22 protein-coding genes are annotated in these 24253 nt (G+C 72.3%); 10 read left to right on the forward strand and 12 right to left on the reverse strand.

Features of this window, described 5'->3' with window-relative positions:
- Nucleotides 1-443: 443 nt before the first annotated feature.
- On the forward strand, nucleotides 444-2576 hold the full coding sequence (locus tag SZ60_RS12515) for a DEAD/DEAH box helicase (RefSeq protein ID WP_043596418.1): 2133 nt from the start codon (nucleotides 444-446) through the stop codon (nucleotides 2574-2576).
- A gap of 102 nt (nucleotides 2577-2678) precedes the next feature.
- On the opposite strand, the gene SZ60_RS12520 is transcribed toward SZ60_RS12515, so the two are convergent.
- Nucleotides 2679-3632, reverse strand: coding sequence for a hypothetical protein (locus SZ60_RS12520; RefSeq protein WP_052505383.1), 954 nt, complete (start codon nucleotides 3630-3632; stop codon nucleotides 2679-2681).
- Between the two features lie 154 nt (nucleotides 3633-3786).
- Between SZ60_RS12520 and SZ60_RS12525 the strand changes: the two genes are divergently transcribed.
- Complete coding sequence (locus SZ60_RS12525; protein ID WP_043596420.1) at nucleotides 3787-4182, forward strand: VOC family protein; 396 nt, start codon at nucleotides 3787-3789, stop codon at nucleotides 4180-4182.
- 128 nt (nucleotides 4183-4310) lie between these two features.
- Here the strand turns inward: SZ60_RS12525 and SZ60_RS12530 are convergent, their stop codons facing one another.
- Nucleotides 4311-5348, reverse strand: coding sequence for an NAD-dependent epimerase/dehydratase family protein (locus tag SZ60_RS12530; protein WP_231567161.1), 1038 nt, complete (start codon nucleotides 5346-5348; stop codon nucleotides 4311-4313).
- Between the two features lie 7 nt (nucleotides 5349-5355).
- On the reverse strand, nucleotides 5356-5628 hold the full coding sequence (locus SZ60_RS12535) for a mycoredoxin (protein WP_043596421.1): 273 nt from the start codon (nucleotides 5626-5628) through the stop codon (nucleotides 5356-5358).
- Nucleotides 5629-5711: 83 nt separating this feature from the next.
- Between SZ60_RS12535 and SZ60_RS12540 the strand changes: the two genes are divergently transcribed.
- Nucleotides 5712-7469: a pyruvate dehydrogenase gene (locus tag SZ60_RS12540; protein WP_043596423.1), complete on the forward strand. Its 1758-nt coding sequence runs from the start codon at nucleotides 5712-5714 to the stop codon at nucleotides 7467-7469.
- Nucleotides 7470-7562: 93 nt separating this feature from the next.
- Here the strand turns inward: SZ60_RS12540 and SZ60_RS12545 are convergent, their stop codons facing one another.
- Nucleotides 7563-8918, reverse strand: a complete 1356-nt coding sequence (locus SZ60_RS12545; protein ID WP_043596424.1) for a hypothetical protein — start codon at nucleotides 8916-8918, stop codon at nucleotides 7563-7565.
- 72 nt (nucleotides 8919-8990) lie between these two features.
- Here SZ60_RS12545 and SZ60_RS12550 point away from each other — a divergent pair, with 72 nt between their 5' ends.
- Complete coding sequence (locus SZ60_RS12550) at nucleotides 8991-10610, forward strand: CYTH and CHAD domain-containing protein (RefSeq protein ID WP_043596426.1); 1620 nt, start codon at nucleotides 8991-8993, stop codon at nucleotides 10608-10610.
- 410 nt (nucleotides 10611-11020) lie between these two features.
- On the opposite strand, the gene SZ60_RS16610 is transcribed toward SZ60_RS12550, so the two are convergent.
- From SZ60_RS16610 to SZ60_RS12575, 5 genes are all read right to left on the reverse strand, one after another.
- On the reverse strand, nucleotides 11021-11653 hold the full coding sequence (locus SZ60_RS16610; protein WP_052505384.1) for a DUF1697 domain-containing protein: 633 nt from the start codon (nucleotides 11651-11653) through the stop codon (nucleotides 11021-11023).
- A gap of 5 nt (nucleotides 11654-11658) precedes the next feature.
- Entirely contained in the window at nucleotides 11659-13767 is a 2109-nt protein-coding gene (locus SZ60_RS12560; protein WP_043596429.1) for a S9 family peptidase, read from the reverse strand.
- A gap of 20 nt (nucleotides 13768-13787) precedes the next feature.
- Nucleotides 13788-14066, reverse strand: a complete 279-nt coding sequence (locus SZ60_RS12565) for a hypothetical protein (RefSeq protein WP_043596430.1) — start codon at nucleotides 14064-14066, stop codon at nucleotides 13788-13790.
- Between the two features lie 92 nt (nucleotides 14067-14158).
- Nucleotides 14159-14689, reverse strand: a complete 531-nt coding sequence (locus tag SZ60_RS12570) for a hypothetical protein (RefSeq protein WP_043596432.1) — start codon at nucleotides 14687-14689, stop codon at nucleotides 14159-14161.
- A gap of 49 nt (nucleotides 14690-14738) precedes the next feature.
- On the reverse strand, nucleotides 14739-15092 hold the full coding sequence (locus SZ60_RS12575; protein ID WP_043596433.1) for a hypothetical protein: 354 nt from the start codon (nucleotides 15090-15092) through the stop codon (nucleotides 14739-14741).
- Nucleotides 15093-15195: 103 nt separating this feature from the next.
- Here SZ60_RS12575 and SZ60_RS12580 point away from each other — a divergent pair, with 103 nt between their 5' ends.
- Together SZ60_RS12580 and SZ60_RS12585 are read left to right on the forward strand one after the other, a co-directional pair.
- Nucleotides 15196-15693 carry an 8-oxo-dGTP diphosphatase gene (locus SZ60_RS12580; RefSeq protein ID WP_043596434.1) on the forward strand — a complete coding sequence of 166 codons (498 nt, stop codon included), beginning with the start codon at nucleotides 15196-15198 and terminating at the stop codon, nucleotides 15691-15693.
- 128 nt (nucleotides 15694-15821) lie between these two features.
- A complete protein-coding gene (locus SZ60_RS12585; protein WP_043596436.1) occupies nucleotides 15822-16121 on the forward strand; it encodes a hypothetical protein in 300 nt (99 codons plus the stop codon).
- Between the two features lie 24 nt (nucleotides 16122-16145).
- Here SZ60_RS12585 and SZ60_RS12590 read toward each other — a convergent pair whose 3' ends face one another.
- The 3 genes from SZ60_RS12590 to SZ60_RS12600 all read right to left on the reverse strand — a co-directional run bounded on the left by SZ60_RS12590 (nucleotide 16146) and on the right by SZ60_RS12600 (nucleotide 19571).
- Nucleotides 16146-16379 (reverse strand): hypothetical protein, encoded by a 234-nt coding sequence (locus SZ60_RS12590; RefSeq protein WP_043596437.1) that lies wholly within the window; start codon nucleotides 16377-16379, stop codon nucleotides 16146-16148.
- 19 nt (nucleotides 16380-16398) lie between these two features.
- Entirely contained in the window at nucleotides 16399-17748 is a 1350-nt protein-coding gene (locus SZ60_RS12595) for an ABC transporter permease (protein WP_052505385.1), read from the reverse strand.
- 74 nt (nucleotides 17749-17822) lie between these two features.
- The gene (locus tag SZ60_RS12600) at nucleotides 17823-19571 is read right to left on the reverse strand and encodes a sodium:proton antiporter (protein ID WP_043596438.1); all 1749 of its coding nucleotides are present in this window, start codon (nucleotides 19569-19571) and stop codon (nucleotides 17823-17825) included.
- A gap of 143 nt (nucleotides 19572-19714) precedes the next feature.
- On the opposite strand from SZ60_RS12600, the gene SZ60_RS12605 reads away from it, so the two are divergent.
- The 4 genes from SZ60_RS12605 to SZ60_RS12620 form a co-directional block, all read left to right on the forward strand.
- Nucleotides 19715-21274 carry a carboxylesterase/lipase family protein gene (locus tag SZ60_RS12605; RefSeq protein ID WP_043596440.1) on the forward strand — a complete coding sequence of 520 codons (1560 nt, stop codon included), beginning with the start codon at nucleotides 19715-19717 and terminating at the stop codon, nucleotides 21272-21274.
- 110 nt (nucleotides 21275-21384) lie between these two features.
- Nucleotides 21385-22665 carry an inorganic phosphate transporter gene (locus tag SZ60_RS12610; protein WP_082060131.1) on the forward strand — a complete coding sequence of 427 codons (1281 nt, stop codon included), beginning with the start codon at nucleotides 21385-21387 and terminating at the stop codon, nucleotides 22663-22665.
- Complete coding sequence (locus SZ60_RS12615; protein ID WP_043596441.1) at nucleotides 22665-22874, forward strand: hypothetical protein; 210 nt, start codon at nucleotides 22665-22667, stop codon at nucleotides 22872-22874. The genes SZ60_RS12610 and SZ60_RS12615 overlap by 1 nt, the downstream gene beginning before the upstream one ends.
- Before the next feature lie 161 nt (nucleotides 22875-23035).
- A partial coding sequence (locus SZ60_RS12620) for an aspartate ammonia-lyase (RefSeq protein WP_043596443.1) occupies nucleotides 23036-24253 on the forward strand: 1218 nt, incomplete at its 3' end.

Below are 24253 nucleotides of genomic sequence, written 5' to 3' on the forward strand. Positions count from 1 at the left end.
CGGCCTGCGTCGTCGCGGCTGACGGGCCGCCGACCCGCCGCGACGGACCGAGGCGGCCGAGCGGCCGCGACGGGCCGGCCGCGACAGGCCGTCGAGACACGAGGAGGCGCTGGTGGCGTACCGGCGCGTCGTACGCGTAAACTGTCCCCAGCTTCACCGCCCGGGTGTTCTCCGGTCCGCGCCTCCTCCGGTGCGAGTCGACACCTCGGCGTGACGGGGCTTCGGGGCACGCGCCGTCGTCGGACTGCCCGCCACGAAGGTCGCCCGTCGCGAAGCCGGTACAGCTGTCCACCGCGCGGCACCCCGCCCCGCACGCATCCGGCGTGACCGTCTCGGTCGTCGTCCGTCCGGGTCGCCGAGCCTCTCGGTGCCCCGCGCAGCACCCACCGCCGACATGGCGGCACAGCACCGTCGACGCCCCGCGTCGACCACGAGGAGGAGCCTTGGCTCGACCAGGCCAGCGTCAATCGGGTGGTACCCGCACCGCCCAGCGTCCGAACCGTCGCCGCGAGGTCGACAACGACGGGCTGATCCCCGTCCTCGCCCGCGCGGTGCGCGAGGTCGAGGCCGCCGCGCAACGCGGTCAGGTCAAGCCCTCGAGCCGCACCAAGTTCCAGGTCATCGCCCTGCTCATGCGCGAAGAACGCGCCCGGGTCAAGGTCGACAAGGCCATCAGCGAGTCCGAGCGCGCCGAGCAGATGAAGCGGCTGGACGGCGTCGCCCAGATCCTCGCCAAGACCGCCGCCCGCGACACGTCGTTGATCACGCTGCTGGGTGACGCGGCGACGGTCAGCGAGGCGGCCAAGACCCTCAAGCGCGACATGCAGATGTCGGCCGGGCTCGAACTCGAGCCCGAGCAGCAGATCATCGTCACCGAGGCCGCGCCGGTGGTGCCGACCTCCGAGCGACAGGTCGTCCCGCAGTCGGTCATCTCGCGACAGCTGGCGAACCCGTTCCTGCCGCCCGACTTCGCCCTCGCCGAGGTCGCCCGCGAGGCGCACCCGCGTCGCCTCGCCAACTGGGAGCTCTTCGGCCCCCTGTTCAAGTCCTTCGAGTACGGCGCCGGCGGCGGCTCGGCCTGCATGCCGCTGCCCGAGCCCACCACGGTCGACGCTCCTGCGGGCGCCACGCTGATGCACCACCAGGCGCAGCTCGTCGAGTCCGCCCGCCAAGGCCACCGCACCTACCTGCTCGCCGACGAGCCGGGCCTCGGCAAGACCGCCCAGGCCCTGCTGGCCGCCCAGGCGGCCGCCGCGTACCCGCTGCTCGTCGTCGTGCCGAACGTCGTCAAGACGAACTGGGCCCGCGAGGTCCAGCTGTGGACGCCGACGCGCACGGCGACCGTCATCCATGGCGACGGCGAGAAGCTCGACGCCTTCGCCGACGTGGTCATCGTCAACTACGAGGTGCTCGACCGTCACGTCGGCTGGCTCGGCGACCTCGGCTTCAAGGGCATGATCGTCGACGAGGCCCATTTCATCAAGAACAAGGAGTCGCAGCGGTCGCGCCACGTGCTGCAGCTCGCCCAGCGCATCCGGTCGCGTACCGCGCACCCCCTGCTCATGGCGTTGACCGGCACCCCGCTGATCAACGACATCGAGGACTTCCGCGCCATCTGGGAGTTCCTGGGCTGGATCGGCGACAAGAAGCCCGCTGCCGAGTTGATGGAACGCCTCGAAGAGGTCGGGCTGACCCCTGCCGATCCCGGGTTCTTCTCGTCGGCCCGCGAGATCGTGATCGATCTCGGCATCGTCCGCCGCAAGAAGGTCGACGTCGCCTCCGACATCCCCGCCCGTCGCATCGCCGACCTGCCGGTCGAGCTCGACGACGAGGTGGGCCGGTCCATCCGCGACGCCGAGCGCGAGCTGGCCCGCCGCATGGTGCAGAAGTACCGCACCGCGCTCACCACCCGCACGTCGGGCGTCCGCGTCGAGGGCATCGACCACGACCTCGTCCGCCAGGTCGCCAAGTGGGAGCTCGAGGACGCCAGCGCGTCGAGCACGGGCGAGAACGTCTTCAGCATGGTGCGCCGCATCGGTCAGGCCAAGGCCGGCCTGGCCGCCGACTACACCGCCCAGCTCGCCCGCAACGTCGGCAAGGTGGTGTTCTTCGCCAAGCACATCGACGTCATGGACGTCGCCGAGGCCACCTTCGCCAAGCGCGGCATCAAGTACTCGTCGATCCGCGGGGACCAGACCCCGGCCGTGCGCCAGCGTCAGATCGACGCGTTCGTGAACGATCCCGAGGTCGAGGTCGTCGTCTGCTCGCTGACCGCGGCCGGCGTCGGGCTCAACCTGCAGGTCGCCTCGAACGTCGTACTGGCCGAGTTGTCGTGGACGGATGCCGAGCAGACGCAGGCCATCGACCGCGTGCACCGCATCGGCCAAGCCGAGCCGGTCACGGCGTGGCGCGTCATCGCGGCGCAGACGATCGACACGAAGATCGCCGAACTGATCGACAGCAAGGCCGGCCTCGCCGCCCGCGCTCTCGACGGCGACGACTCCGAGGTCGTCGACTCCGTCGACGTGCAGCTCTCGGCCCTGGTCGCCCTGCTCACCGACGCCCTCGAGGCCTGACCCGCCCTCACCCCACCGCACCGCGACACACCGCGTTTCGTGCACGGCACCGCGACACACCGCCGCACCTCGACGCACCGCGTTTCGTGCACGGCACCCCGACTAGTCACGGTGCCGTGCACGATTCGCGGTGTGGACGCGCGGGAGGCCGGCTCGCTCGAGCCGTGTGACGATCCGCTGCGGACGCGCGAGATCGCGCCAGACGGTTCGTGTCACCCGGTTCACGTAGGGCAGCCCCCTCAGCCGGTCTTCACGGACCTTCTCGAGGACCACGATCTCCTCCGCCGTCAGCCCGTGCCGCATCTCGCGGTCGAGGTACTTCACGAAGCCGTCGAACTCGTCGTACACGCCGTAGGCCTCCCACCCGAAATCGGTGAACCCGATGAGCCCTTCGTCGTCGACGTGCCGTTCCTGGAGACGGGGTGCCGGGAATCCGAGACCGTCCAGGGCGACCCGGTAGACCGATTCACCGGCGGAACCGGCCAGGGGGCTGGCGAACTCGGCGACCCAGGAGGCGCGGGTCGAGCCCCGGACACGGTCTCGTCCCAGCAGGCACGCCTGGTACTCGGCCAGCGTGCACAACCGACGTCGCAGGCAGTGGTCGAGGACGGCCACGGCCTGGCTGCGTGTCCCGCTCAGAGCGACGTCCACGGCCGTCCGGGCCGGCGTGGTCACGAGGAGACCCCGATGAGGGGTGATCTCGTCCGAGAGCAGCGGTGCCGCATGTCTGGTCACGTGCGCACCCGTGTGGGTCCGGGCGCGCGCCGGGTCGGTCGTCGAGACGCGGGCGAGCGGCGGGCCGAGCACAGGCATGCCCCACACCGCGGCCGCCGAGGTGTGGGAGACGACGACCGCGTCACGCATCCGGCCGACCGCGGCCGCCGTTCGGACGGCGTGGCGTTCCTCGCGGCGCAGGCCCCGCCAGACCGCCGACTCGACGTAGCGTCCGGGCGCGACACGCACGAGTTCGCCACGCGCGTGGGCTCGGCGTTCCGACGGATCGTCGAACCGCGAGCGGATGAGGAGGGAACGAAGGTCTCGTTCGTCGGTGGTCACGCGTCGATCGTCTCGGGCGCGAGCGGACTCCGGGATCGGATCTCCCGACCCTGTGGAGGGATGCGGGGGACGGCGGGGCGCGGGACGAGAGGCCGTTCTCAGTCGAGGCGAGTTCGGTGGGTCGGAGAACACCCGACCACCGAAGGAGCACTCCATGCCCGATCTCTCCGGCTACGCCCACGTCGCCATCACCGTCTCCGACCTCGACGCGAGCCTCGCCTTCTACGAGAAGCTGCTCGGTGCCGGCCCGGTCGGCCGCATCGAGCTCGACGGCCTCGACCGCCGCATCTTCTCCGTCGGCAACGGCCAGATCCTCGGGGTGACGGCCTACACCGACGGCTCGTCCGCGGCCTTCGACCCGACCGTCCCCGGGCTCGACCACATCGGTCTCGCCGTGACCGACCGCGCCGGCGTCGTCGCCTGGCAGGAGCACGCCACGTCGGTCGGCATCGAGTCCGACCTGCAGGACGTCGATTTCGGCCACGCACTGATGATCAAGGACCCCGACGGCAACCAGATCGAGTTCTTCGCCCCGCCGGCACAGAACTGACCTCAGCGTCGGCAGAACGGGCGGGTTCGTGCCCGACGGTCCGTCGAGACGGACCGTTCGACACGGACTCGCCCGTTCCTGCATCCCCGGGTGGCACGATCCGGGATGACGTGCCGTGACTGATGTCCTCAGCGGTCGCGGGCGGCGGCGAGCAGGTCGCGTTCGTCGTCGGGCTCTAGCCCCGCACCGTGGGGACCGGCCGCGCCGGGACGCGAGAGCTCCCACGCGAGGACGTCGCGCAGCGTCTCGTCCACGGGGCGCGGCACGAGGCCCGTGGCCCGGCCCGCGCCTCCTGACCGGGCGCCGAAGCCCGCGTGCGTGGCGACGGGCACCCAGAGGGGCATCGACCGGGGTCCGGCCCACGGCCCGACCCCGTGAGCGTCGAGCCAGGCCTCGTCGACCGGGACGACCTCGCCCGTGTGGCCGGCGACTCGGCGGGCCACCGCGAGGTGGTCGGCCAGCGACTGCCGATCACCCACCGCGTCGAACGTCCCCGAGACACCTCGCTCGAGGGACGCGACGATCCAGCCCGCCAGGTCCCGGACGTCGATCGGCTGCACGTCGAGACCGGGCACGTCGGGCACGAGTACGGGGTCGGGCTCCGTGGACGCGGCAGCCCGGGCGAAGCGGACCGGCCACCACCCCGTGCGCCCGGTGTGGTCGCCCGGTCCGCCGATGAGGCCCGCCCGGACGAGCAGCGACCGATCGGCCCCGAAGGCCTCGACGACGGCGCGCTCACCTGCGACCTTCGACCCGCCGTAGTCCGACTCGTCGGCGTCGACGAGGGCCGCCGTCTCGTCCGCCCCGGTGGTCGCGGTGTCGGCGTAGACGCTGACGCTCGAGACGAAGACGAAGGAGGCGCTGGCCGGCTCGAGCACCGAGACCGCGTCACGCACGTGCGACGCGTCGCGGCTCAGGTCGACGACCGCGTCCCAGCGCTGTCCGCCCTCGAGCACGGGATCGTACGCCCCGGGCGTGCGGCGGTCGGCCCGGACGAACGTCGCGCCGTCGGGGACGCCGCCGGACGACCCGCGGGCGAGACACGTGACGTCGTGGCCGCCGGCGAGGGCCGCCTCGACGATCGTCCGACCGAGCCAGGCGGTGCCGCCGAGGATCAGCAGCCGCAGGGGGCGACGTGCCGAGGCGGTCGTGCCGGTCGGGCCCACGACGGCGTCAGAGACCGAGCTTGGCCTGGACGTCGGCGAGCGACGGGTTCGTGGCCGTCGAGCCGTCGGGGTAGATGATCGTCGGCACGGTCTGGTTGCCGCCGTTGGCCTTCTCGACGATCTCGGCCGTGCCCGGCACCTCTTCGATGTTGACCTCGGTGAAGGCGATGCCCTGCTTGCCGAGCTGCTGCTTGAGTCGGGCGCAGTAGCCGCACCACGAGGTGCTGAACATGGTGATGCTGCCGGACTCGGGGACGTACGTGCTCGCGATGTCGCTCATGGCCCCAGGCTAAGCCCGGTCGGCGGTGAGCGCCGGGGGAGTTGGCTGGGAGGCGAACCAGCACGCACCACGAAGGGAACACCATGGCAGACACGGTCGCCGACCAGATCATCGCCCAGCTCGTCACCGCCGGGGTCCGGCGCATCTACGGCATCGTCGGCGACAGCCTGAACCCGATCGTCGACGCCGTGCGTCGCACCGGTGGGTCGGCGAAAGGCGGGATCGACTGGATCCACGTCCGCAACGAGGAGGCCGCGGCGTTCATGGCCTCGGGCGACGCCCAGATGAGCGGCGAGCTCGCCGTCTGCGCCGGGTCGTGCGGGCCGGGCAACCTGCACCTGATCAACGGCCTGTACGACGCCAACCGCAGCCGTGCAAAGGTACTGGCCATCGCGAGCCACATCCCGAGCACGATGATCGGCTCGGACTACTTCCAGGAGACCCACCCCGACCGCCTCTTCGTCGAGTGCTCGGGCTACAGCGAGATGATCTCGACGGCCGAGCAGTCACCGATGGTGGTCGCCAGCGCGATCCGGCACACCCTGGCGGGCGAGGGCGTCAGCGTCATCACGCTGCCGGGCGACATCGCCGAGCTCGACGCGGGCGGCAAGGTGCCCGCGTACGTCAGCGTCCGTCCGCCCGAGCTCGTGCCGGATCGGCACGACGTGCAGGCCCTGGCCGACGCGATCAACCAGGCCGACACCGTCGCGTTCTTCGTCGGCGAGGGCGGCCGCGGGTCGCACGACGAGATCATCGCGCTGGCCGACGTCGTGGCCGCCCCGATCGGGCACAGTCTGCGCGGCAAGGACGTCATCCAGTACGACAACCCGTTCGACGTCGGCATGACCGGCCTGCTCGGCTACGGGGCCGCCCACGCCGGCATCCACGACGCCGATCTGCTCGTGCTGCTCGGGACCGACTTCCCGTACCCGCAGTTCCTGCCGGATGCCTCGAAGGTGACCATCGCGCAGGTCGACGTCGACGCCGCCGTCATCGGCCGTCGCGCCGACGTGCAGGTGCCCGTGCACGGCGCGATCGCCCCGACCCTCCGGGCGCTCATGCCGCTCGTGACCCGCAAGAAGAACCGGAAGTTCCTCGACAAGACGCTCAAGAAGCACGAGAAGCTGATGACGGGTGCGGTCGGGGCCTACACGAAGAACGTCGAGAAGATGCGGCCGATCCACCCGGAGTACGCGGCCTCGCTGCTCGACGAGGTCGCCGCCGACAACGCGATCTTCACGGCCGACACGGGCATGGGCAACGTCTGGGCCGCGCGCTACGTCACCCCGACCCCGCGCCGGCGCATCTTCGGCTCGTACCTGCACGGCTCGATGGCCAACGCCCTGCCGCACGCCCTCGGGGCGCAGATGGCGTACCCCGACCGCCAGGTCGTCTCGATCTCGGGCGACGGCGGGTTGTCGATGCTGATGGGCGAGCTCGTCACGGCGCAGATGTACCAGCTGCCGGTCAAGATCGTGGTCTTCAACAACTCGACGTTGGGCCTCGTCAAGCTCGAGATGCTCGTCGACGGATTCCCCGACTTCGGCGTCGACGTGCCCTACACGGACTACGCCGCGGTGGCGCGCGCCATCGGCATCCACGCCGTCCACGTCGACGACCCTCGCGACCTCCGGGCGGCCTACGAGGCAGCCTTCGAACACGACGGTCCGGCGCTCGTCGACATCGCGACCGACCCGAAGGCGCTGTCGCTGCCCCCGACGATCACGGGCGCCCAGGTGAAGGGCTTCTCGCTCGCCATGTCGAAGATCGTCATGAACGGCGGCGCGGGCGAGGCCGTGGCCATGGCGCGGTCGAACCTGCGAAACGTGCCCCGTCCCTGAAGCCGTCGCCGCGCCTCCTGCGTCCTCGCTCTCGAGTGGTCAGGAGGCGCGGTGCGTCACGGGCAGGACACCTCGCGACCCTGCCCGCCCGGCTCAGCCCGCGGCGGGAGCTCTGCGCGCGGCCAGCCGGGCGACGGCCGTGAGCGGGATGTCGATCCAGTCCGGCCGGTTGCGGCTCTCGTAGATCGCCTCGTACACGGCCTTGTCGATCTCGAACGCGTCGAGCAGGGCGCGGGCGGCTCGGACGTCGACACCGGACGAGGCGACGTACCCGTCGACGAACGCGCGGCGGGCGTCGTGCGCCCAGGCCTTCGCGTCGATCGGCACGTCCTCTTGCGCGAGCGAGCCGGCCACGTAGTCGAAGGACCGCAGCATGCCCGCGATGTCACGGATCGGCAGGTCGGGGCGCGAGCGCTCGGGCATCGGCCGCAGGGGCTCGCCCTCGAAGTCGATGAGCATCCAGCCGCGCTCGGGCGAGAGCAGGGCCTGACCGAGGTGCAGGTCGCCGTGGATGCGTTGCAGGTCGGGCCAGTGCAGGTGCTCGGCCGCGTCGTAGACCCCTCCGATCGCGTCGGCGTGCTCGGCGATCTGCGGTACCTCGCGCGCCGCGGTCGTGATGCGCCGCCGCATGCTCGTCAGGGCCCCGGCGATCTCGTCGTCGCCGGCGGGCACCGTGCCGAGGTCGGTGGCGAGGGTGGCGTGCACCTCGGCCACGGCCACGCCGAGCGCGTGGGCCTCGGCCGTGAAGTCGGTGCCCTCGGCCGCGGCCGTCAGGGCCACGCGCCAGGCGTCGTCGAGGCCGGGCAGGAACTCCTGGGAGAAGGCGAGGTGGCCGGTGGCCGTTCCGCCCTCGCGTCCGACGTCGGGCCAGGTCGCCCGCAGCGAGCCGAACGACGAGGGGACGTGCGTCGACCCGCCCCGGGTCAGGGCGGCCTGGGTGGTGACGTCCGGGTTGTCGCCGTGGTGCAGCACCCGGAAGACCTTCGCGATGACCTGGTCGACGGGACCACCTTCGACGTCGTAGACGATGGACGTGTTCGACTGCTCGCCCGAGAGCACGCGCGAGCGACGCACCTGCCCGGGGTCGACGATGCACGTGCCGTCGACCGTGACGTCGGCACCCGCGACGTGCGCCTCGGCGGACATGGTGCGCAGCAACTCACGGGCGTAGGCCGGGTCGTGGGGGCCGTCGTAGAGGTAGCGTCCGTCGGCCGAGCCGATGAAGGCCGAGTCGCCGCCGGGCAGGGGCGTCGCCCGGCTGACGAGGGGCACCTGGTACAGGACGGGGACGTCCGCCGCCTCGTCGATGATGAGCAGCGTCATGGTGAGGGCGTCGTCCACCTCGGCCTCGAACGAGCCGATCACCCGCAGCGTGGGCGTCCGTCCCTTGGTCGCGTACCAGCGCTGTCGCGCCATCCATCCGGCAAGAATCGGTGCCACATCGCTCATGCGACGACCCTACGCCGGGCCGCCCGGCGGGGTCCGGGAGCGGCCCACCAGCCCCTCGACTACAACGGAGTGATGAGCACCGCATCCCCGCGCCGCACCGAACAGACCGAGATCGAGCGCAAGTACGACGTCCACGAGAGCGCCCGGGTGCCCGACCTGGCCGGGGTGGGCGGTGGCACCGCCGGGGCCCCGGTCGTCGACGTCGTCGGGCACGACGACCCGGTCGAACTCGCCGCGACCTACTGGGACACCGTCGACCACACGCTGCTCGGGGCCCGGACCACCCTCAGGAGGCGCGAGGGCGGTGGCGACGCCGGTTGGCACCTCAAGCTGCCGCCGTCGGCCGGCACGTCCGGGCGCCGCGAGGTGCACTGGCCGCTCGGCGAACCCGACGAGCCCGTGCCGGACGCCCTCCGGCGGCTGGTCGAGGCACGGCTGCGGGGCCGGCCCGTGCACCCCGTGCTGCGACTCGAGACGACGCGCACCGTGACCCGCCTGCTCGACGGCTCGGGCCGCCGGCTGGCCGAACTCGCCGACGACGTCGTGCGGGCGTCGAACCCCGACACGGGCGTGCTGCGCACCTGGCGCGAGTGGGAGGTCGAGCTCGCGCCGGGCGTCGACGGCGACGAGGGCGAGCGGCTGCTCGACGCCGTCGCCGAGCGACTCGAGTCGGCCGGGGCGTCGGTGTCGTCGTCGAAGTCGAAGCTGGCCCGAGGACTGGGCTCGGAGTCGGCAGGGCCGTCGGTGACGGGCGAAGGCGCGGGCGGGGCCGCCTCGACGGTCGTGCCTGCCGGGGCCCCTGCCCCTGCCCCGGCCCCGAAGAAGAAGTCGGCCGCGGCTTTCGTGGCGTCCGCCGCGTCGGGACTCCGTGACGAGCTGCTCGCGGTCGACGCCGCCGTGCGCGACGGCCGGCCGGAGGCCGTCCATCGGCTACGGACCACGATTCGTCGACTGCGCGCCCTGCTGACCGTGTGGGACGGCGTCCTCGACCCCGCGCTCGCCGCGACCGTCGTGGCGGGTGCCCGCCACGTCGGCCAGGTCTCAGGGGTCGCTCGGGACGTCGAGGTGGCGCGTGGCCGGGTGGCGACCCGCGCCTCCTCGGCTCCGGCGGGGTTCGTGGCCGCCCAGGCCACGGGGCGGATCGACGCCCGGCTCGGCGAACGGCTCGACGAGGCCGTCGGTGACGTGCGTCGCCTGCTCGACTCGGGAGCCTGGTTCGACCTGCTGGACGCGGTCGACGCGCTCGTGGCGGCCCCGGCGACGGGCACGCACGCGGCGGACCCGGCGGCCGAGCTCTCCGCCGCACGGCTGCGGGCCGAGCGGAAGCGGACGAAGCGGGCCGTCCGGGCCGGGCTCGCGGCACTGGACGCGACGGACCTCGAGAACGGAGCGGCGGCGGTCTCGGCCCTGCACGACGCCCGGAAGGCCGCCCGACGGCTGCGGTACGCCCTCGATGCCGACCGGGTCCGCCGCGGGTCGGGTCGCGGCCGCGCCCGCCGCGCCGAAGCCGTGCAGGACGCCCTCGGCGAGCACCGGGACGCCCTGGCCGCGGTGAGGACGGTGCGCGAGGTCGCGTCGTTCGCCCATCGGTCCGGCGAGGATGCCTTCGGCTACGGCGTGCTGGCGACCCTGGAGGCGCGCGGGGCCGAGGACGCCCTCCGCCGCTTCCGCCGCGCTGCCCGACGGCTCTGACCGCAGAGGCCGGAGACCGGAGGCCAGGGGCAGAGGGCGGAGAATGGGCCGAACCCGACCGTGCCGGACGCCGAACACGGGCGTGTCCGTGGCGGACGGTCGATCGTGCCCGCCCACATCCGTCGGACTCGCCCGTCGTCGGTCGGGCCCGCCGACGCCGGGCGGGTCAGGACGGTCGGGTCGCTTCCCTCGGGCGGCGGGCCGAACCCGACCGCGCCTTCTTCCGGCGGCGGGCCGAACCCGACCGCGCCTCCTTCGGGCGGCGGGCCGAACCCGACATCTGCCGCCCGACACGCCGTGCTCAGGGAGACATGAGCGGCGTGTCGTCGCCGGGTGGTCGCGATTTGCACAGGCAGGCAGGCAGGCAGGCAGGCAGGCAGGCACTCGGGGCGAGGCCGGCAGGGATGGGGTCAGGGGGTGCGGCGGGCGAGCACGGCTTGCAGCTTGCGGACGGTGGCGTCGTTGCGGGCCGTGACCGGGGTAGGCAGTCCGCGCCACCAGGCGGCGGGAACCCGCGAGGCGATGACGCCCGCCGGCAGCCACTGGTAGACGACGTCCGGCGCGACGACCAGTTCTTCGTCGCCCAGGTCGACGTCAGGAGGCGCGACCCCGTCGAGCGCGCCCGGCACCTCGGCGAACGCCACCGACAGCAACGTCGGCTCGCGCCCCTCGTGCCCCTCGCGGCCGTCGCGACCGCCGTGCCCTTCGCTGTCGTCTTCGCCGCCGGCTTCGCCGTCGTGCCCGTCGTGCCCGTCGCCGCCGTCGCGTCGGAGCGGGTTGGCCACGGCCAGCCGCGTGAAGCGCACGGCGTCGAGCAGCACCAGGTCGGCGTCGACGCCGGTGGCCCGGGCGATCGCCGCCCGGAGCCCGGCCGCGTCGTCGGCACCGAGCCGCGACGAGGCCCCGAACACCAGGTTGCCGCTGTTCAGCAACGTCTCGGGGCGTTCGAAGCCGAGGTCGGCGGCCACGCGCCGCAGGTCGGCCATGGCCACCCGCTTGGCCGTGCCGACGTTGATGCCCCGCAGCAGCGCGACGTGGTCCACGCGCGTCAGGCCCGCCCGAGGACGTCGAGGATCCACGCGATCTCGAACGCCCGCTCGCGCCACGACTCGTACCGACCGCTGACGCCTCCGTGCCCGGCCGACATCTCGGTCTTGAGCAGCACCGGGGCGTCGACCTCGCGCAGCCGTGCCACCCACTTGGCGGGTTCGACGTAGAGCACCCGGGTGTCGTTGATCGAGGTCACGGCGAGGATGCGCGGGTAGGTCACGTCGTCGCGCACGTTCTCGTACGGGCTGTAACCGCGCATGTACTCGTAGACGTCGGCGTCGTGCAGGGGGTCGCCCCACTCGTCCCACTCGATCACGGTGAGCGGCAGGTCGGGGTCGAGGATGCTCGTCAGCGCGTCGACGAACGGGACGGCCGCGACGATCCCGGCGAACCGGTCGGGGGCGATGTTCGCCACCGCGCCCATCAGCAGGCCGCCCGCGCTGCCGCCCTCGGCCACCATCAGCTCGGGGGTCGTGCGGCCCTCGGCGATCAGGTGGTCGGCTACTGCGACGAAGTCGGTGAAGGTGTTCTTCTTGGTGAGCGTCTTGCCGTCCTCGTACCAGGAGCGTCCCAGCTCGCCGCCGCCGCGGACGTGCGCCACGGCGAACACGACGCCGCGGTCGAGCAACGACAGGCGGGCGACGCTGAAGCCCGGGTCGATGCTGTGCTCGTACGAGCCGTAGCCGTAGAGGTGCACCGGTGAGGGCCCCTCGGCGGGGACGGCGTCACGACGCCAGACGAGCGACACGGGCACGCGGGTGCCGTCGGCCGCCGTGGCCCACTCGCGGGCCTGGTCGTAGTCGGCCGGGTCGTAGCCGCCGAGGACGTTCTGGCGCTTGAGCAGGTGACGCTCGCCGGTGCGGACGTCGAGGTCGTAGACCGTCGACGGCGTGACGAACGAGGTGTAGCCGAAGCGGACGGTCGGCTGGTCGAACTCGGGGTTGCCGCCCGCGCCGGCGGCGAACAGCGGCTCGTCGAAGCCGACCTCGGTGACCTCGCCGTAGCCGTCGGGACCGAGCGGCACGACCGCGAACCGCGGCAGCGCGTCGCGGCGGTACTCGACCACGAGGTGGCCGGAGAACGCGTCGACGGACTCGAGCCGGACGGAGGCGCGGTGCTCGACGATCACGCGGCGGTCGGTCGTCGAGGTGGGGTCGTCGGCCGGCACGTCGACGAGCTCGAAGTTCTCGGCGCCGTCGTTGTGGACGATCAACAGGCGGTCGCTGCCCGCGACGATCGCGTGTTCGACGTCGTACTCGACGCCCTCGCGACGCGGCCAGACGACCCGGAACTCGCCGGTCGGGTCGGCCGCGTCGAGCAGCCAGGTCTCGCTCGTGATCTTCGATCCGACGTCGACGACGAGGTACTGGCGGCTGCGGGTGAGGCCCACCCCGATCCAGTAGCGGTCGTCGGTCTCGGTGAACACCGTGACGTCCTCGCCGGGCTGCCCGACCTCGTGACGCCAGATGGTGTCGGGCCGCCAGGACTCGTCGACGGTGGGGTAGAAGACGTAGCGACCGGTGGCGTCGAACAGGGCGCCGGCGGCCGTGCCGGTGACCACGTCGTCGAGATCGCGGCCGGTCGTCAGGTCGCGGATGCGCAGCGTGTAGCGCTCGTCGCCCTCGACGTCGACCGCGTAGGCGAGCAGGGAGCCGTCGGGCGAGACGTCGAAGCTGCCGATGGAGAAGAAGTCGTGCCCCTCGGCCTCGGCGTTGCCGTCGAGCAGCACCTGCTCGCCCTCGGCAGCCTCGCCCGCCTCGATCGACGGGGGAGTCCAGTCGTCGGGCCCGGCGATCGGTGCGCGGCAGTGGATGCCGTACTGCTGCCCCTCGGCCGTGCGCGAGTAGTACCACCACGAACCCTCACGGACCGGGACGCCCAGGTCGGTCTCTTGCACCCGGCCCTTGATCTCGTCGAAGACCGTCTGCCGCAGATCGGCGAGGTGGGCCGTCTCGGCCTCGGTGTGCGCGTTCTCGGCCTCGAGGTGCGCGACGACCTCGGGATCGTCCTTGGCGCGGAGCCACTCGTAGTCGTCGACGAAGTCGTGACCGTGGTGCGAGCGGGTGACGGGCTTCTGGGGGGCGCGGGGAGCAGGAACGGAGGCCATCACCCGAGCCTAACGGCGGCTCAGATCGAGCGGTCGCTCGCGGTGATTCCGCCGAAGGCCGGTACCTCGGGGTACTCGTCCGAGGCGACGTGGACGTCGGCCGGGTCGGGGGCCTCGCCCTCGCGGGCCTCGTCGATCGCCTGCTCGGGGGTGCCGGCCTTCTCCGCCGCCGACTCGGAGTGCGTCCCGGGGACGGTGTACGTCGCGTCGACGTCGTGGCCGGCCGGGTCGGTCGCGGCGGACGCGTCGTCGCGGGGTTCCGAGGTGTGGGGAGTCGTGGTCTCGTCGCGGTCGCTCATGTCGGGGACGGTACCCGCGCCTCCTCGGCGACGTCCGGTCGGGTCGTCGGTCGACCGCCGGCCCCGACGCGGGTCACCGCCCGGCCCGGCGGTCAGTCGTCGACCGGCAAGGCGGTGGTCGGCGCGGTCAAGCCCTGGACGGTGGCGCCGAGGTGCGCCTCGCCGGGTTCGAGGTCGGAGATGGACCGGCGGTCGGACCGCAGCCGCCTCACCGAGGCGTTGAGCCGGGCGTGCAGCTGCATGAGGTGTAGGCGGTAGCGCTCGGGAGCGTCGTCGCTGTCGTCGAGGAACGTGTTGCAGGCGAGCGTCATCTCGTTGAGCACGGGCAGGGCCGACGAGCGGGGGCGGAGTGCTCGCCGGGCCCGCCGGATCTCACCCCGCAGGGCCGAGATCGAATGGCGCGCCTGCTCGTAGACGGGGTCGAGGGCGCGGGGGTTGGGGCTGAGCCTCGGCGCCACCCGGCGCAGCACGCGCCGGAAGTGGATCTCGGTGATCAGCTCGTTGAGGGCGGACGCCTCGCGCCGCCGCGATTCGATCAGACGCACGAGCAGGTTCGACGCGAACGCCGCCCCGGCACCCACGAAGGCACCCACGGTCACCGTCACGACGTCCCACCAGCTCATGGCCACACGCTACGACGCACCACCGACAGGCGGGGCGGGGGAGCGTCGGTCAGCGGGAGGCGTCGTCGAGCCGACCCATGAGCGACCAGACGGCCCGCGACAGCTCGGGGTGCCACAACGCGATGGTGCGCAGGTAGCCGAGTTCGTCGGCGAGCCCGAGCCCCGTCGCGGTCGGCACGCCGTCGGTGCCGAGGGCGTCGGCCCGCAGCGAGATGACGACCTGCTCGTCGACGGTGGGCAGCCCGGGGATGACGTCCCAGGGGTCCTCGCCGTTGCGGCAGCGCAGTTCGATGAGGGCGGAGAGCTCGTCGTGCGCCTCGGCGCGCAGCACCTCGAGGCTGCGACCGGCGCCGCGGAACTCCGGCCCGGGGCGTCGCCTCCCGCTCGATCGTGCTTCGGACATGCCGACGAGCCTACGCGCGAGCCGCCGAGCCGTTCCCGGGGACGCGCCCCGCGCCTCCGGCCGTCCGTCCTCCCGGCATGACGGCAGCCGATAGCCTGCCGTCATGCCGGTCTACCGCGTCTGCGTCGCCTACCTGTTGCGGGAACACGAGGGCCGCACCCAGGTGCTGCTGGGTCGCAAGAAGCGTGGACTCGGCACGGGGCACTGGGTCGGCCTCGGCGGCAAGCTCGAGCCGGGCGAGGGGGTCGAGGAGGCGGTGGTCCGCGAGATCGCGGAGGAGAGCGGCGTCGAGGTGCTCCCGTCCGACCTCGACCGGCGGGGCGACCTGCTGTACCTCTTCCCGCACCGCGAGAGCTGGAGCCAGCGGTCGACGGTCTTCGTCGTCACCGCGTGGCGCGGCGAACCGGCCGAGAGCGACGAGCTGGTGCCGCGGTGGTTCGACCTCGACGACCTGCCCCTGGACGAGATGTGGGACGACGCGTCGCGCTGGCTGCCCGGGGTGCTCGCCGGGGGACGGGTGGCTCGGACGTTCGTGTTCGCGGCCGACCTCGCGACGGTGGCCTCCGACGCCCCGCTGCCCGCCGGCCACGCCGGTCCCTGAGGTCGTCCGGCCCTGGCGCATGGCCCTCGCAGAGGGGGGCGCGGCGGCGGCGCGCCCCGCTTAGGGTCGGACCCGAGACGGATCTCGGGGGACACCCCCGCCGTCGGACGGATCTCACGGGGAGCGACATGACCAGCTACGACGGCCTGACCACGACCACGGTCCGGAGCGCGGCCGGCACCGCCACGGCGCCCCGCCACCTGTCGTTGCCGCTGTGGCTGCCCGCGGTCGCCTGGGCCCTCGGCCTCGTCGCCGTCGTGGTCGGAGCGACGTTCGGCGGCGTCCTGTGGGCACTCTCGAGCCTCGGCGTGGTCGCCCTCGTCGCGGGCATGGCCGCCACGGCCGCGCGATGGCACCGCATCGAACGCCTCGCCGCGAACGAGCTGGCCGAACGACGGGCGTCGGCCGCCGAGGCCCGACTCGTCTGAGACCGGTACCTCACCCGCCCGGGGTCAGCGCCCGCGTCGAGTCCTGGTGCGGGACAGCCCCGCCCGCACGAAGAAGTCGACGACACCCGTGAGCACGGCGCCGACGACCGCGATCCAGGCGTAGCCGACGAAGCGTGCCGCGACGTCGGGACCACCCTGTGGTGCCAGCGTGACCGAGAGCACGTAGAGCGTCCCGGCCGCGACGAGCAGCAGGACGACGAGGGTGACGAGCAGACGGTGCAGGGTGTTCGTGGTCACGAGCGTCGAGGGTACCGCCTCAGCGCGCCGCACCGGAGTCGCGCGCGGGGTGCGCCGACCCGGCCCGGTCGCTCGGTACGACCCGCACGGGTCGCGTCGAGAGTTCGTCGTTCTCGAGCCCGCCGGGTGCGCCGAGGAACATGTCGCCCCGCTCCCCGTCGTCACCGAGATCGCCGCGCTCGTCCTCGGGGATCGTGTTGATGGTGCCCGTGTCCGTCGCCACGAGGCCGTGGCGGGAGAGCACCTCGTCGCGCTCGGCGACGAGGAACTCGCGGTTCGCGTTCTGGGCGTCGGCGAACATCGTGGTGCGACCCGACACGATGCGCGCGATGCGACGGTTCTCCCACCAGCGCTTGCCGACGATCATCAGCACGACGCCGAGGGCGGCGTAGCAGAGCATCATCGTCACGCCGCGGCCGTATCCGGGGCCGACGCCGTAGAGCACCCGTTTGAGCATCTCGGTGATGCCGCTGCCGACGACGACGGCGTTGAGCCAGGCGAACGGTTGGGGCATGAACCACGCCGGGTAGGCGGCGCCGGACGACGGCATGGACAGGAAGACGAAGACGATCATGGCGGGCAGGGCGACGAACCGTCCGACGAAGTAGCTGATGCCGTTGACCGCGAGGCCGATCGCGATGATCCAGGCCCAGGCGATGAGGAAGAGCGGCACGAAGTGCCCGTCGACGGCGCCGATCACGGGCCCCGCGAGGACGTTCGTCACGAGCGAGATCACGCCGCCGCCGACACCGATGACGGTCATCCGGGTGCGGTGGCGGAGCGGCGCGCCCATCAGCCCGATGAACATCGCCACCATGTAGCCGCCGATGCACCACGAGAGCATGAGGTACATCGACACGGTGCCGTACTCGTCGTTCGCGGGCAGGGGGGCCAGGTCGGTGACGGTGGGCGTGACCCCCTGGGCCTCGAGCACGGGGGTGATCGTCGCCGGGATGAGGGCGGCGACCTGGTACTGGTGGGCGCTCGCGGTGTAGATCGTGGTGTCGGCCGGGTCGTAGGCCACGGCGACCCGTCCGGCGAGCACCGCCTCCTCGGCCTCGGCGGCGGAGCCGTAGGCGCGGACGTCGATCACGCCGGGGCGGGCGTCGTCGAGGCCCGTCTGCAGATCGGCGGCGGCCGACGAGGACCCGACGACCGCGACGGGGACGTCGTGCGGGTGGGGGGCGTGGAAAGCCGCGATGTAGCAGAGGCAGAAGCCGACGATGAAGAACAGCGGCAGCCAGAGCTGCAGGCCGATCAGCTGCAACGACGGGTGGAGGGTCGAGTACCAGCGGCGGTACCGACCGGGCTCGGGCTTCGGCGGCCCGCCCGCGTCGTCCGTGGTCGTCTGGTTCGTCGTGGTCGCCACGGTGCCGTGCCCTCCTGCTCTCGGTCGTGTTCCCGTCTCGCCGCCGGTGCCGCTCACGATACGCCGCGCGGGCGTCACGACCTCGTGCTCGTGAAGGCCGAGGTGTCCATGGCGAGCTCCTCGGCGTCGAGCCCGAGCAGCACCCGCCTCATGACCTCCTCGTCCAGGGCGCCGGCATCCCGCTCGCGCAGCACCACCTCGCGTCGCTTGGCGAGCAGCTCGCGCCGGATCGAGCCGAGCGCCTGGGGTGCCGCACGACGGCGGGCGCGCTGGGCGGCGGTGGCCCCCGAGACGTCCCGTTCGTCTGCGTCGTCGAGGGCCGTGCGTTGCAGCGCCTCGTTCTGTCGCAGCAGTCGGGTCGTCGAGAGCTGCACCGCGCGCTCCGTGAGCTCGGGCCCCCACCGTTTCTCCCACTCGGCGCGACGCTCGGCGACGTAGGCCATGGTCTCGTCCGTGCTCGTCGCGAAGACCGCCAGCTCTGCGGCGAGGTCGCGGTCGCGTTGCGTGTCGTCGCGGACGCCGAGCACCCGGATGACGACCGGCAACGTGAGCCCCTGCAGCAGCAGGGTGCCGACCGTGACGATGAACGCGATGAGGAACATCGTGTCGCGCGCCGGCACGGGGATGGTCGACTCGGTCACCGCCGGGATCGACACGGCGGCGGCGAGGGTGACCACGCCCCGCATGCCGGTCCACGAGATGACGCTCAGCTGTGGCCAGTCCATGCGGGGTTGCGGGTGGTAACGCACCGTGCGCAGCGCCGGCGCTCGCCGCAGCCGCCGGAGCGCCGGCACCCGTCGGAGCTTCCGCAGGACCGTCGAGAGGAAGAGGTACCGGCCGGCGCGGGCTGCGTAGTACGTGCCGAACACGAAGACCGGGCGCACGAGGACGACCACGGCGAGGACCGCGAGGGCGACGCCGACGCTCTGTCCGAGGCCACGCTCGCTCTCGCTGACGTCGATCACGACGGCCCGCAGCTGGAGGCCGATCAGCGCGAAGACGAAGCCCTCGAGCACGACGTCGGCGGCCGACCAGAACGGGCGCTCCTGCAGCCGGGTCGCGTAGCCCGTGCGGGGTGAGTTGAAGCCGACGTAGAGGCCTGCGGCCACGACGGCGAGCACGCCGGAGCCGCTCAGCTCTTCGGCGGCGATGTACGCGATGAACGGCAGCAGCAGGCCGATGACGTTCTCGACCACGGGGTCGTCGATCCGCATCCGCACCCGGTGGGCGACGAAGCCCAGGGTCAGACCGACCGCGACGCCGACGCCGATCGCGAGGCCGAAGATGCCGAGGTCGTCCCAGAGCGTGAGGCTGGCACCGCCCACGATCGCCAGGAACACCTTGACCAGGGTGAGCGACGCGGCGTCGTTGATCAGGCTCTCGCCCGAGAGCACGGTCATCACCTTGCGGGGCAACCCGAGCTTGCGGCCGATGGCGGCCGCCGACACGGCGTCGGGAGGCGCGACCACCGCCCCGACGAGGAGGGCGGCCGGAAGGGTCATGTCGGGGATCATGACGTAGGCGACGCCCCCGACGGCGAAGGCCGTCACGATCACGGCACCGACCCCCAGCCGGGCGATCTGCACGCGGCTCTCGCGGAAGTTCAGCAGCGAGACGTCGAGGGCGGCCGAGTAGAGCAGCGGCGGGAGGACCACGGTCAGGATGACCTCGGAGTCGATCTCGATGTCGGGCACGCCGGGGATCAACGACACGAGCAGGGCGATGCCCACCGTCAGCAGGGGGGCGGGCAGGCCCCGCCAGCGGGCGAAGGCGGTCACGACGAGCGACCCGGTCAAGATGATCAGCAGCTCGCCGAGTTCCATGTGAGCCGGGCTCCGTCCTGTCGTCGGGGCAGCCGAGTCATGTGCATCGACTGCAGAGTTCCGACCATCCTCCCAGGCGCCCCCTAGGAGAACGTCGGGTGAACGGCCCCGAGCGACCGTCCGACCACCCGTAGCATCGCTCCGTGACCGCACAGCCCCGGGCGACCGTCCCGGCCCCCGACCTCGTCCGCAGCACCCGCTCGGGCGAGGTCCGCGGCGTGCGGGAGCGCGGCGTGCTCGCCTGGCGCGGCATCCCCTTCGCCGCACCACCCGTGGGGCGCCTCCGGTTCCGGGCCCCCGAGCCGCCCGCGGCGTGGACGGGCGTCCGCGACGCCGGACGGTTCGGCCCCGCCGCCCCCCAGGACCGCGTGCAGTTCGTCGGCGTGGACGCCGCCACGCCACTCAGCGAGGACTGCCTGACGGTCAACGTGATCACGCCCGACGGAACCACGCCGGGAGACGCGCTGCCCGTGCTCGTGTTCGTCCACGGAGGCGCGTACAGCGTGGGGTCGTCGCGCGAGTTCCCGAGACAGGGCGAGGCGCTCGTCCGCGAGGGCGGCATCGTGTACGTCAGCCTCAACTACCGTCTGGGCGCCTTCGGCTACCTCGACTTCAGCCACTGGGCGACCCCGGAGCGCCCGTTCGACAGCAACCTCGGGCTGCGCGACCAGGTCGCCGCCCTCGAATGGGTCCGCGACAACGTCGCCGCGTTCGGCGGCGACCCCGACCGCGTGACCGTGTCGGGCGAGAGCTCCGGTGGCAACGCCGTGACGACCCTCATGACGGTGCCGCGCGCCCGCGGCCTCTTCCGCGGGGTCGTCGCGCAGAGCGCACCGCCGAACGCGATCTACCCGCCGGACGTGACGCAGCGGTGGGCGGGGGAGTTCCTCGAGCTGCTGGCGCACGACCTGGACGACGACGACCTCGAGTCCACGAGCGTGGACGACGCGGCCGCCTTGCTCGCCGACGCGCCGACGACGGCGATCGTCCGAGCCGCCAGCCGGCTGCAACTGCGCACCCCGGACGAGGACCCGGGCACGATCTGCTTCAGTCCGGTCATCGACGGCGACTTCCTGCCCGAGCGTCCGCTCGACGCCTTCAAGGCGGGACGCGCCCACCCGGTGCCGCTGATCATCGGCACGAACGACCGCGAGGGTTCGGTGTTCACCGGCCGCCGCGACATCCTCGCCACGACCAAGCCGCGCATCCGGGCCATCTTCGCCGCGACCGAGAAGAAGGCGCGGAAGGCGATCAAGAAGCACTACCCGGGACTGCCCGCCCGCCCGGCCGCCCTCGACTTCGGCGGCGACTACGCGTTCTGGTTCCCGAGCGTCAAGGTGGCCGAGCGGCACGCGCTGCACCAGCCGGTCCGGTTCTACCGGTTCGACGCGACGACGCGCATCCTGCGCGCGGCCGGGGTCGACGCGTTCCACGGTCTCGAGCTCTGGGCGATCTACGACCGCATGGGCTCCGCGTTCGGCTGGGCGATGAGCCTGCTGGGCGGCCGCCGGGCCTTCCTGCGGACGGCCGCGCGGACGCGCTCGCGCTGGCTCGAGTTCGTCCGCACCGGGGCGGTCGCCGACTGGCCGACCTACGACCCACACCGGAGGCGCACCCTCATCATCGACGCCCGCGACCGTGTCGAGCACGATCCTCGGGGCGAACGGCGACGGGCCTGGCAGGACTTCGTGCCGCACGTGTGAGGCGTTCCCCCGCCGGTGCGACGGCCGGCGTCACCCATCGTTCACCGGGATGTACCCCGCAGGTCACCGCCGAGTTGACCCGCGTCCACCCAGCTGTGACACTCAGGCCGGTGGACATCACTCTCATCGTCGTCCTGGTCATCGCGCTGGCTCTCTTCTTCGACTTCACGAACGGGTTCCACGACACGGCCAACGCCATGGCGACACCGATCGCGACCGGAGCGATGAAGCCCAAGGTCGCCGTCACGGTGGCCGCGATCCTCAACCTGGTCGGGGCGTTCCTCAGCACCGAGGTCGCCAGGACCGTCTCGGGCGGCATCATCCGTGAGGGCGACGGCGGGGTGCAGATCACCCCCGAGATGATCTTCGCCGGCCTCATCGGCGCCGTCGTCTGGAACATGTTCACATGGCTGCGCGGATTGCCGTCCAGCTCGTCGCACGCCCTGTTCGGCGGGTTGATCGGCGCGGCGATCGTCGGTGCCGGCATGGGGTCGGTGGACTTCGGCGTCGTGTTGTCGAAGGTCGTGCTGCCCGCCCTGCTCGCGCCGTTGATCGCCGGCGTCGTGGGGTACACCGCCACGCGTCTCGCCTACACGATCACCCGACGCCGTGACGACAAGAGCGAGCGGGGCGGCTTCCGCTACGGCCAGATCTTCACGTCGTCCCTCGTCGCCCTGGCACACGGCACGAACGACGCGCAGAAGACCATGGGCGTCATCACGCTCACGCTCATCGCGGGCGGGCTGCTCACGCCCGACTCCGGCCCGCCCTTCTGGGTCGTCGTGGTCTGCGCCTTCGCCATCGCGCTGGGCACGTACACGGGCGGCTGGCGCATCATCCAGACGATGGGCGGCGGCCTCACCGAGGTCAAGCCCACGCAGGGCTTCTCGGCCGAGGCGTCGACCACCGCGACCGTGTTGGCCTCGAGCCACCTGGGCTTCGCCTTGTCGACGACGCAGGTCGCGAGCGGATCGATCATCGGCGCCGGCCTCGGACGCCGCGGCTCGAAGATCCAGTGGGGCACGGCCGGCAAGATCGTCGTGGCCTGGTTCATCACGCTGCCCGCCTCGGCGGCCGTCGGTGCCGTCGCGGCGCTCATCGCCACGCTGGGCGTCACGGGACTCGTGATCGACGCCGTCGTCGGCGCGGTCGTCATCGCCGGCATCTTCGTCCTCTCCCGCCGTCGACCGCACGACCAGGGCTCGGCCATCGAGGTCGACGTCGCGGCCACCTCGGTGCTCTCGCGTCGTCGTGCCCGGCGAGCCGTCCGCAAGGGCCGCGTCGACACCCCGGCGTCCGGCGTCGAGGCCCCCTTCGTCCGGATGGACGACCCACCTGAGCCCGTCCCCGCCCCCCGCGGCACGGCGCCGGCCGATGACGAGGTGCGCTGATGATCGACTGGTCCGCCTTCGTCGTGGTGGCGCTCGTCGCGCTCTTCTCCGCCGCCGCCCTCGTCTCGCTCTACTCGTTCGGCCTGCGCCTCCTGACCGTCGAGGGCCGGACGCCCGTCCGCACCGCTGCCGGGTACGCCTGCTTCGTGGTCTGCGCCCTCGGCGTGCTGTACGGCATCTACCTGATCGTCCCGGGCTTCCACCGCTGACCGGCCCTCTCGGGTCGTCTCGTCCCCCGGGGCGGGCTCGTCCCGGGCGACCGAGCCGCGCCTCCCCGGGAGGGACCCTTCCGCCGTCCCGCCGGTAGGGTCGACGGAAGCGTCCGGTCGACGACGACCGGGCCCCGACTGACGACGGAGGCGCACCACAAGTGACGACCGAGACAGCAGCACCGACCCGCACCGAGACCGATTCGCTGGGCAGCCGAGAGGTCCCCGCCGACGTCTACTGGGGCATCCACACCGCCCGGGCGCTCGAGAACTTCCCGATCTCGCAGCGGCCGATCTCGGTCTACCCCGACCTCGTCACCGCTCTCGCGCTCGTGAAGCAGGCGGCGGCCCGCGCCAACGTCGAGATCGGTGTCCTCGACCCGGTCAAGGCCGAGGCCATCGAACGCGCCTGCGAAGAGATCCGCGGCGGCGCGCTGCACGACCAGTTCGCCGTGGGGGTCATCCAGGGCGGTGCCGGCACGTCGACGAACATGAACAGCAACGAGGTCATCGCCAACCGCGCCCTCGAGCTGCTCGGCCACGCCAAGGGCGAGTACCGCCACCTGCACCCGATCGACGACGTCAACCGCAGCCAGAGCACCAACGACACCTACCCCACCTCGATCAAGATCGCGATGGTGCTCACCCTGCGCCGCCTCCTCGTCGAGCTCGACCTGCTCGCCGACTCGTTCGCCGCCAAGGGCGCCGAGTTCCACGACGTGCTGAAGGTCGGTCGCACCCAGCTGCAGGACGCCGTGCCCATGACCCTCGGGCAAGAGTTCACGGGCTTCGCGCACACCCTGGCCGAAGACGTCCAGCGACTGCGCGACGTGGTGCCGTTGCTCGGCGAGATCAACCTCGGGGCCACGGCCATCGGCACGGGCATCACGGCCGACCCGCTCTACGCAGACGCCGTCCGCCGCCACCTCAGCACGCTCTCGGGCATGGACCTCGTCACCGCCCCCGACCTCATCGAGGCGACGAGCGACACGGGCGTCTTCATGACGTTGAGCGGCGCCCTGAAGCGCAGCGCGATCAAGTTGTCGAAGATCTGCAACGACCTGCGACTGCTGTCGTCGGGCCCGCAGGCCGGCATCAGCGAGATCACGCTGCCGCCGCGCCAGGCCGGGTCGTCGATCATGCCGGGCAAGGTGAACCCGGTGATCCCCGAGGTGGTCAACCAGGTCGCGTTCTCGGTGGCCGGGGCCGACGTCACGGTCACGATGGCCGCCGAGGCCGGGCAGCTGCAGCTCAACGCGTTCGAGCCCGTGATCACCCACTCGGTCATGCAGAGCCTGCAGTGGATGACCTACGCCTGCCAGACGCTGCGGATCAACTGCGTCGACGGCATCGAGGCGAACCGCGCCCGCCTGACCCAA

It is taken from the genome of Frigoribacterium sp. MEB024 (genome assembly GCF_000878135.1).
Classification (GTDB): Bacteria; Actinomycetota; Actinomycetes; order Actinomycetales; family Microbacteriaceae; genus Frigoribacterium.

What these genes read in the sequence shown, in the direction of transcription:
- SZ60_RS12570 (WP_043596432.1), bottom strand. Translation starts at nt 14,689, where the DNA reads ATGAGCTGGTGGGACGTCGTGACGGTGACCGTGGGTGCCTTCGTGGGT.
- SZ60_RS12565 (WP_043596430.1), bottom strand. Translation starts at nt 14,066, where the DNA reads ATGAGCGACCGCGACGAGACCACGACTCCCCACACCTCGGAACCCCGC.
- SZ60_RS12535 (WP_043596421.1), bottom strand. Translation starts at nt 5,628, where the DNA reads ATGAGCGACATCGCGAGCACGTACGTCCCCGAGTCCGGCAGCATCACC.
- SZ60_RS12550 (WP_043596426.1), top strand. Translation starts at nt 8,991, where the DNA reads ATGAGCACCGCATCCCCGCGCCGCACCGAACAGACCGAGATCGAGCGC.
- SZ60_RS12560 (WP_043596429.1), bottom strand. Translation starts at nt 13,767, where the DNA reads ATGGCCTCCGTTCCTGCTCCCCGCGCCCCCCAGAAGCCCGTCACCCGC.
- SZ60_RS12540 (WP_043596423.1), top strand. Translation starts at nt 5,712, where the DNA reads ATGGCAGACACGGTCGCCGACCAGATCATCGCCCAGCTCGTCACCGCC.
- SZ60_RS12615 (WP_043596441.1), top strand. Translation starts at nt 22,665, where the DNA reads ATGATCGACTGGTCCGCCTTCGTCGTGGTGGCGCTCGTCGCGCTCTTC.
- SZ60_RS12600 (WP_043596438.1), bottom strand. Translation starts at nt 19,571, where the DNA reads ATGGAACTCGGCGAGCTGCTGATCATCTTGACCGGGTCGCTCGTCGTG.
- SZ60_RS12575 (WP_043596433.1), bottom strand. Translation starts at nt 15,092, where the DNA reads ATGTCCGAAGCACGATCGAGCGGGAGGCGACGCCCCGGGCCGGAGTTC.
- SZ60_RS12545 (WP_043596424.1), bottom strand. Translation starts at nt 8,918, where the DNA reads ATGAGCGATGTGGCACCGATTCTTGCCGGATGGATGGCGCGACAGCGC.
- SZ60_RS12525 (WP_043596420.1), top strand. Translation starts at nt 3,787, where the DNA reads ATGCCCGATCTCTCCGGCTACGCCCACGTCGCCATCACCGTCTCCGAC.
- SZ60_RS12580 (WP_043596434.1), top strand. Translation starts at nt 15,196, where the DNA reads ATGCCGGTCTACCGCGTCTGCGTCGCCTACCTGTTGCGGGAACACGAG.
- SZ60_RS12585 (WP_043596436.1), top strand. Translation starts at nt 15,822, where the DNA reads ATGACCAGCTACGACGGCCTGACCACGACCACGGTCCGGAGCGCGGCC.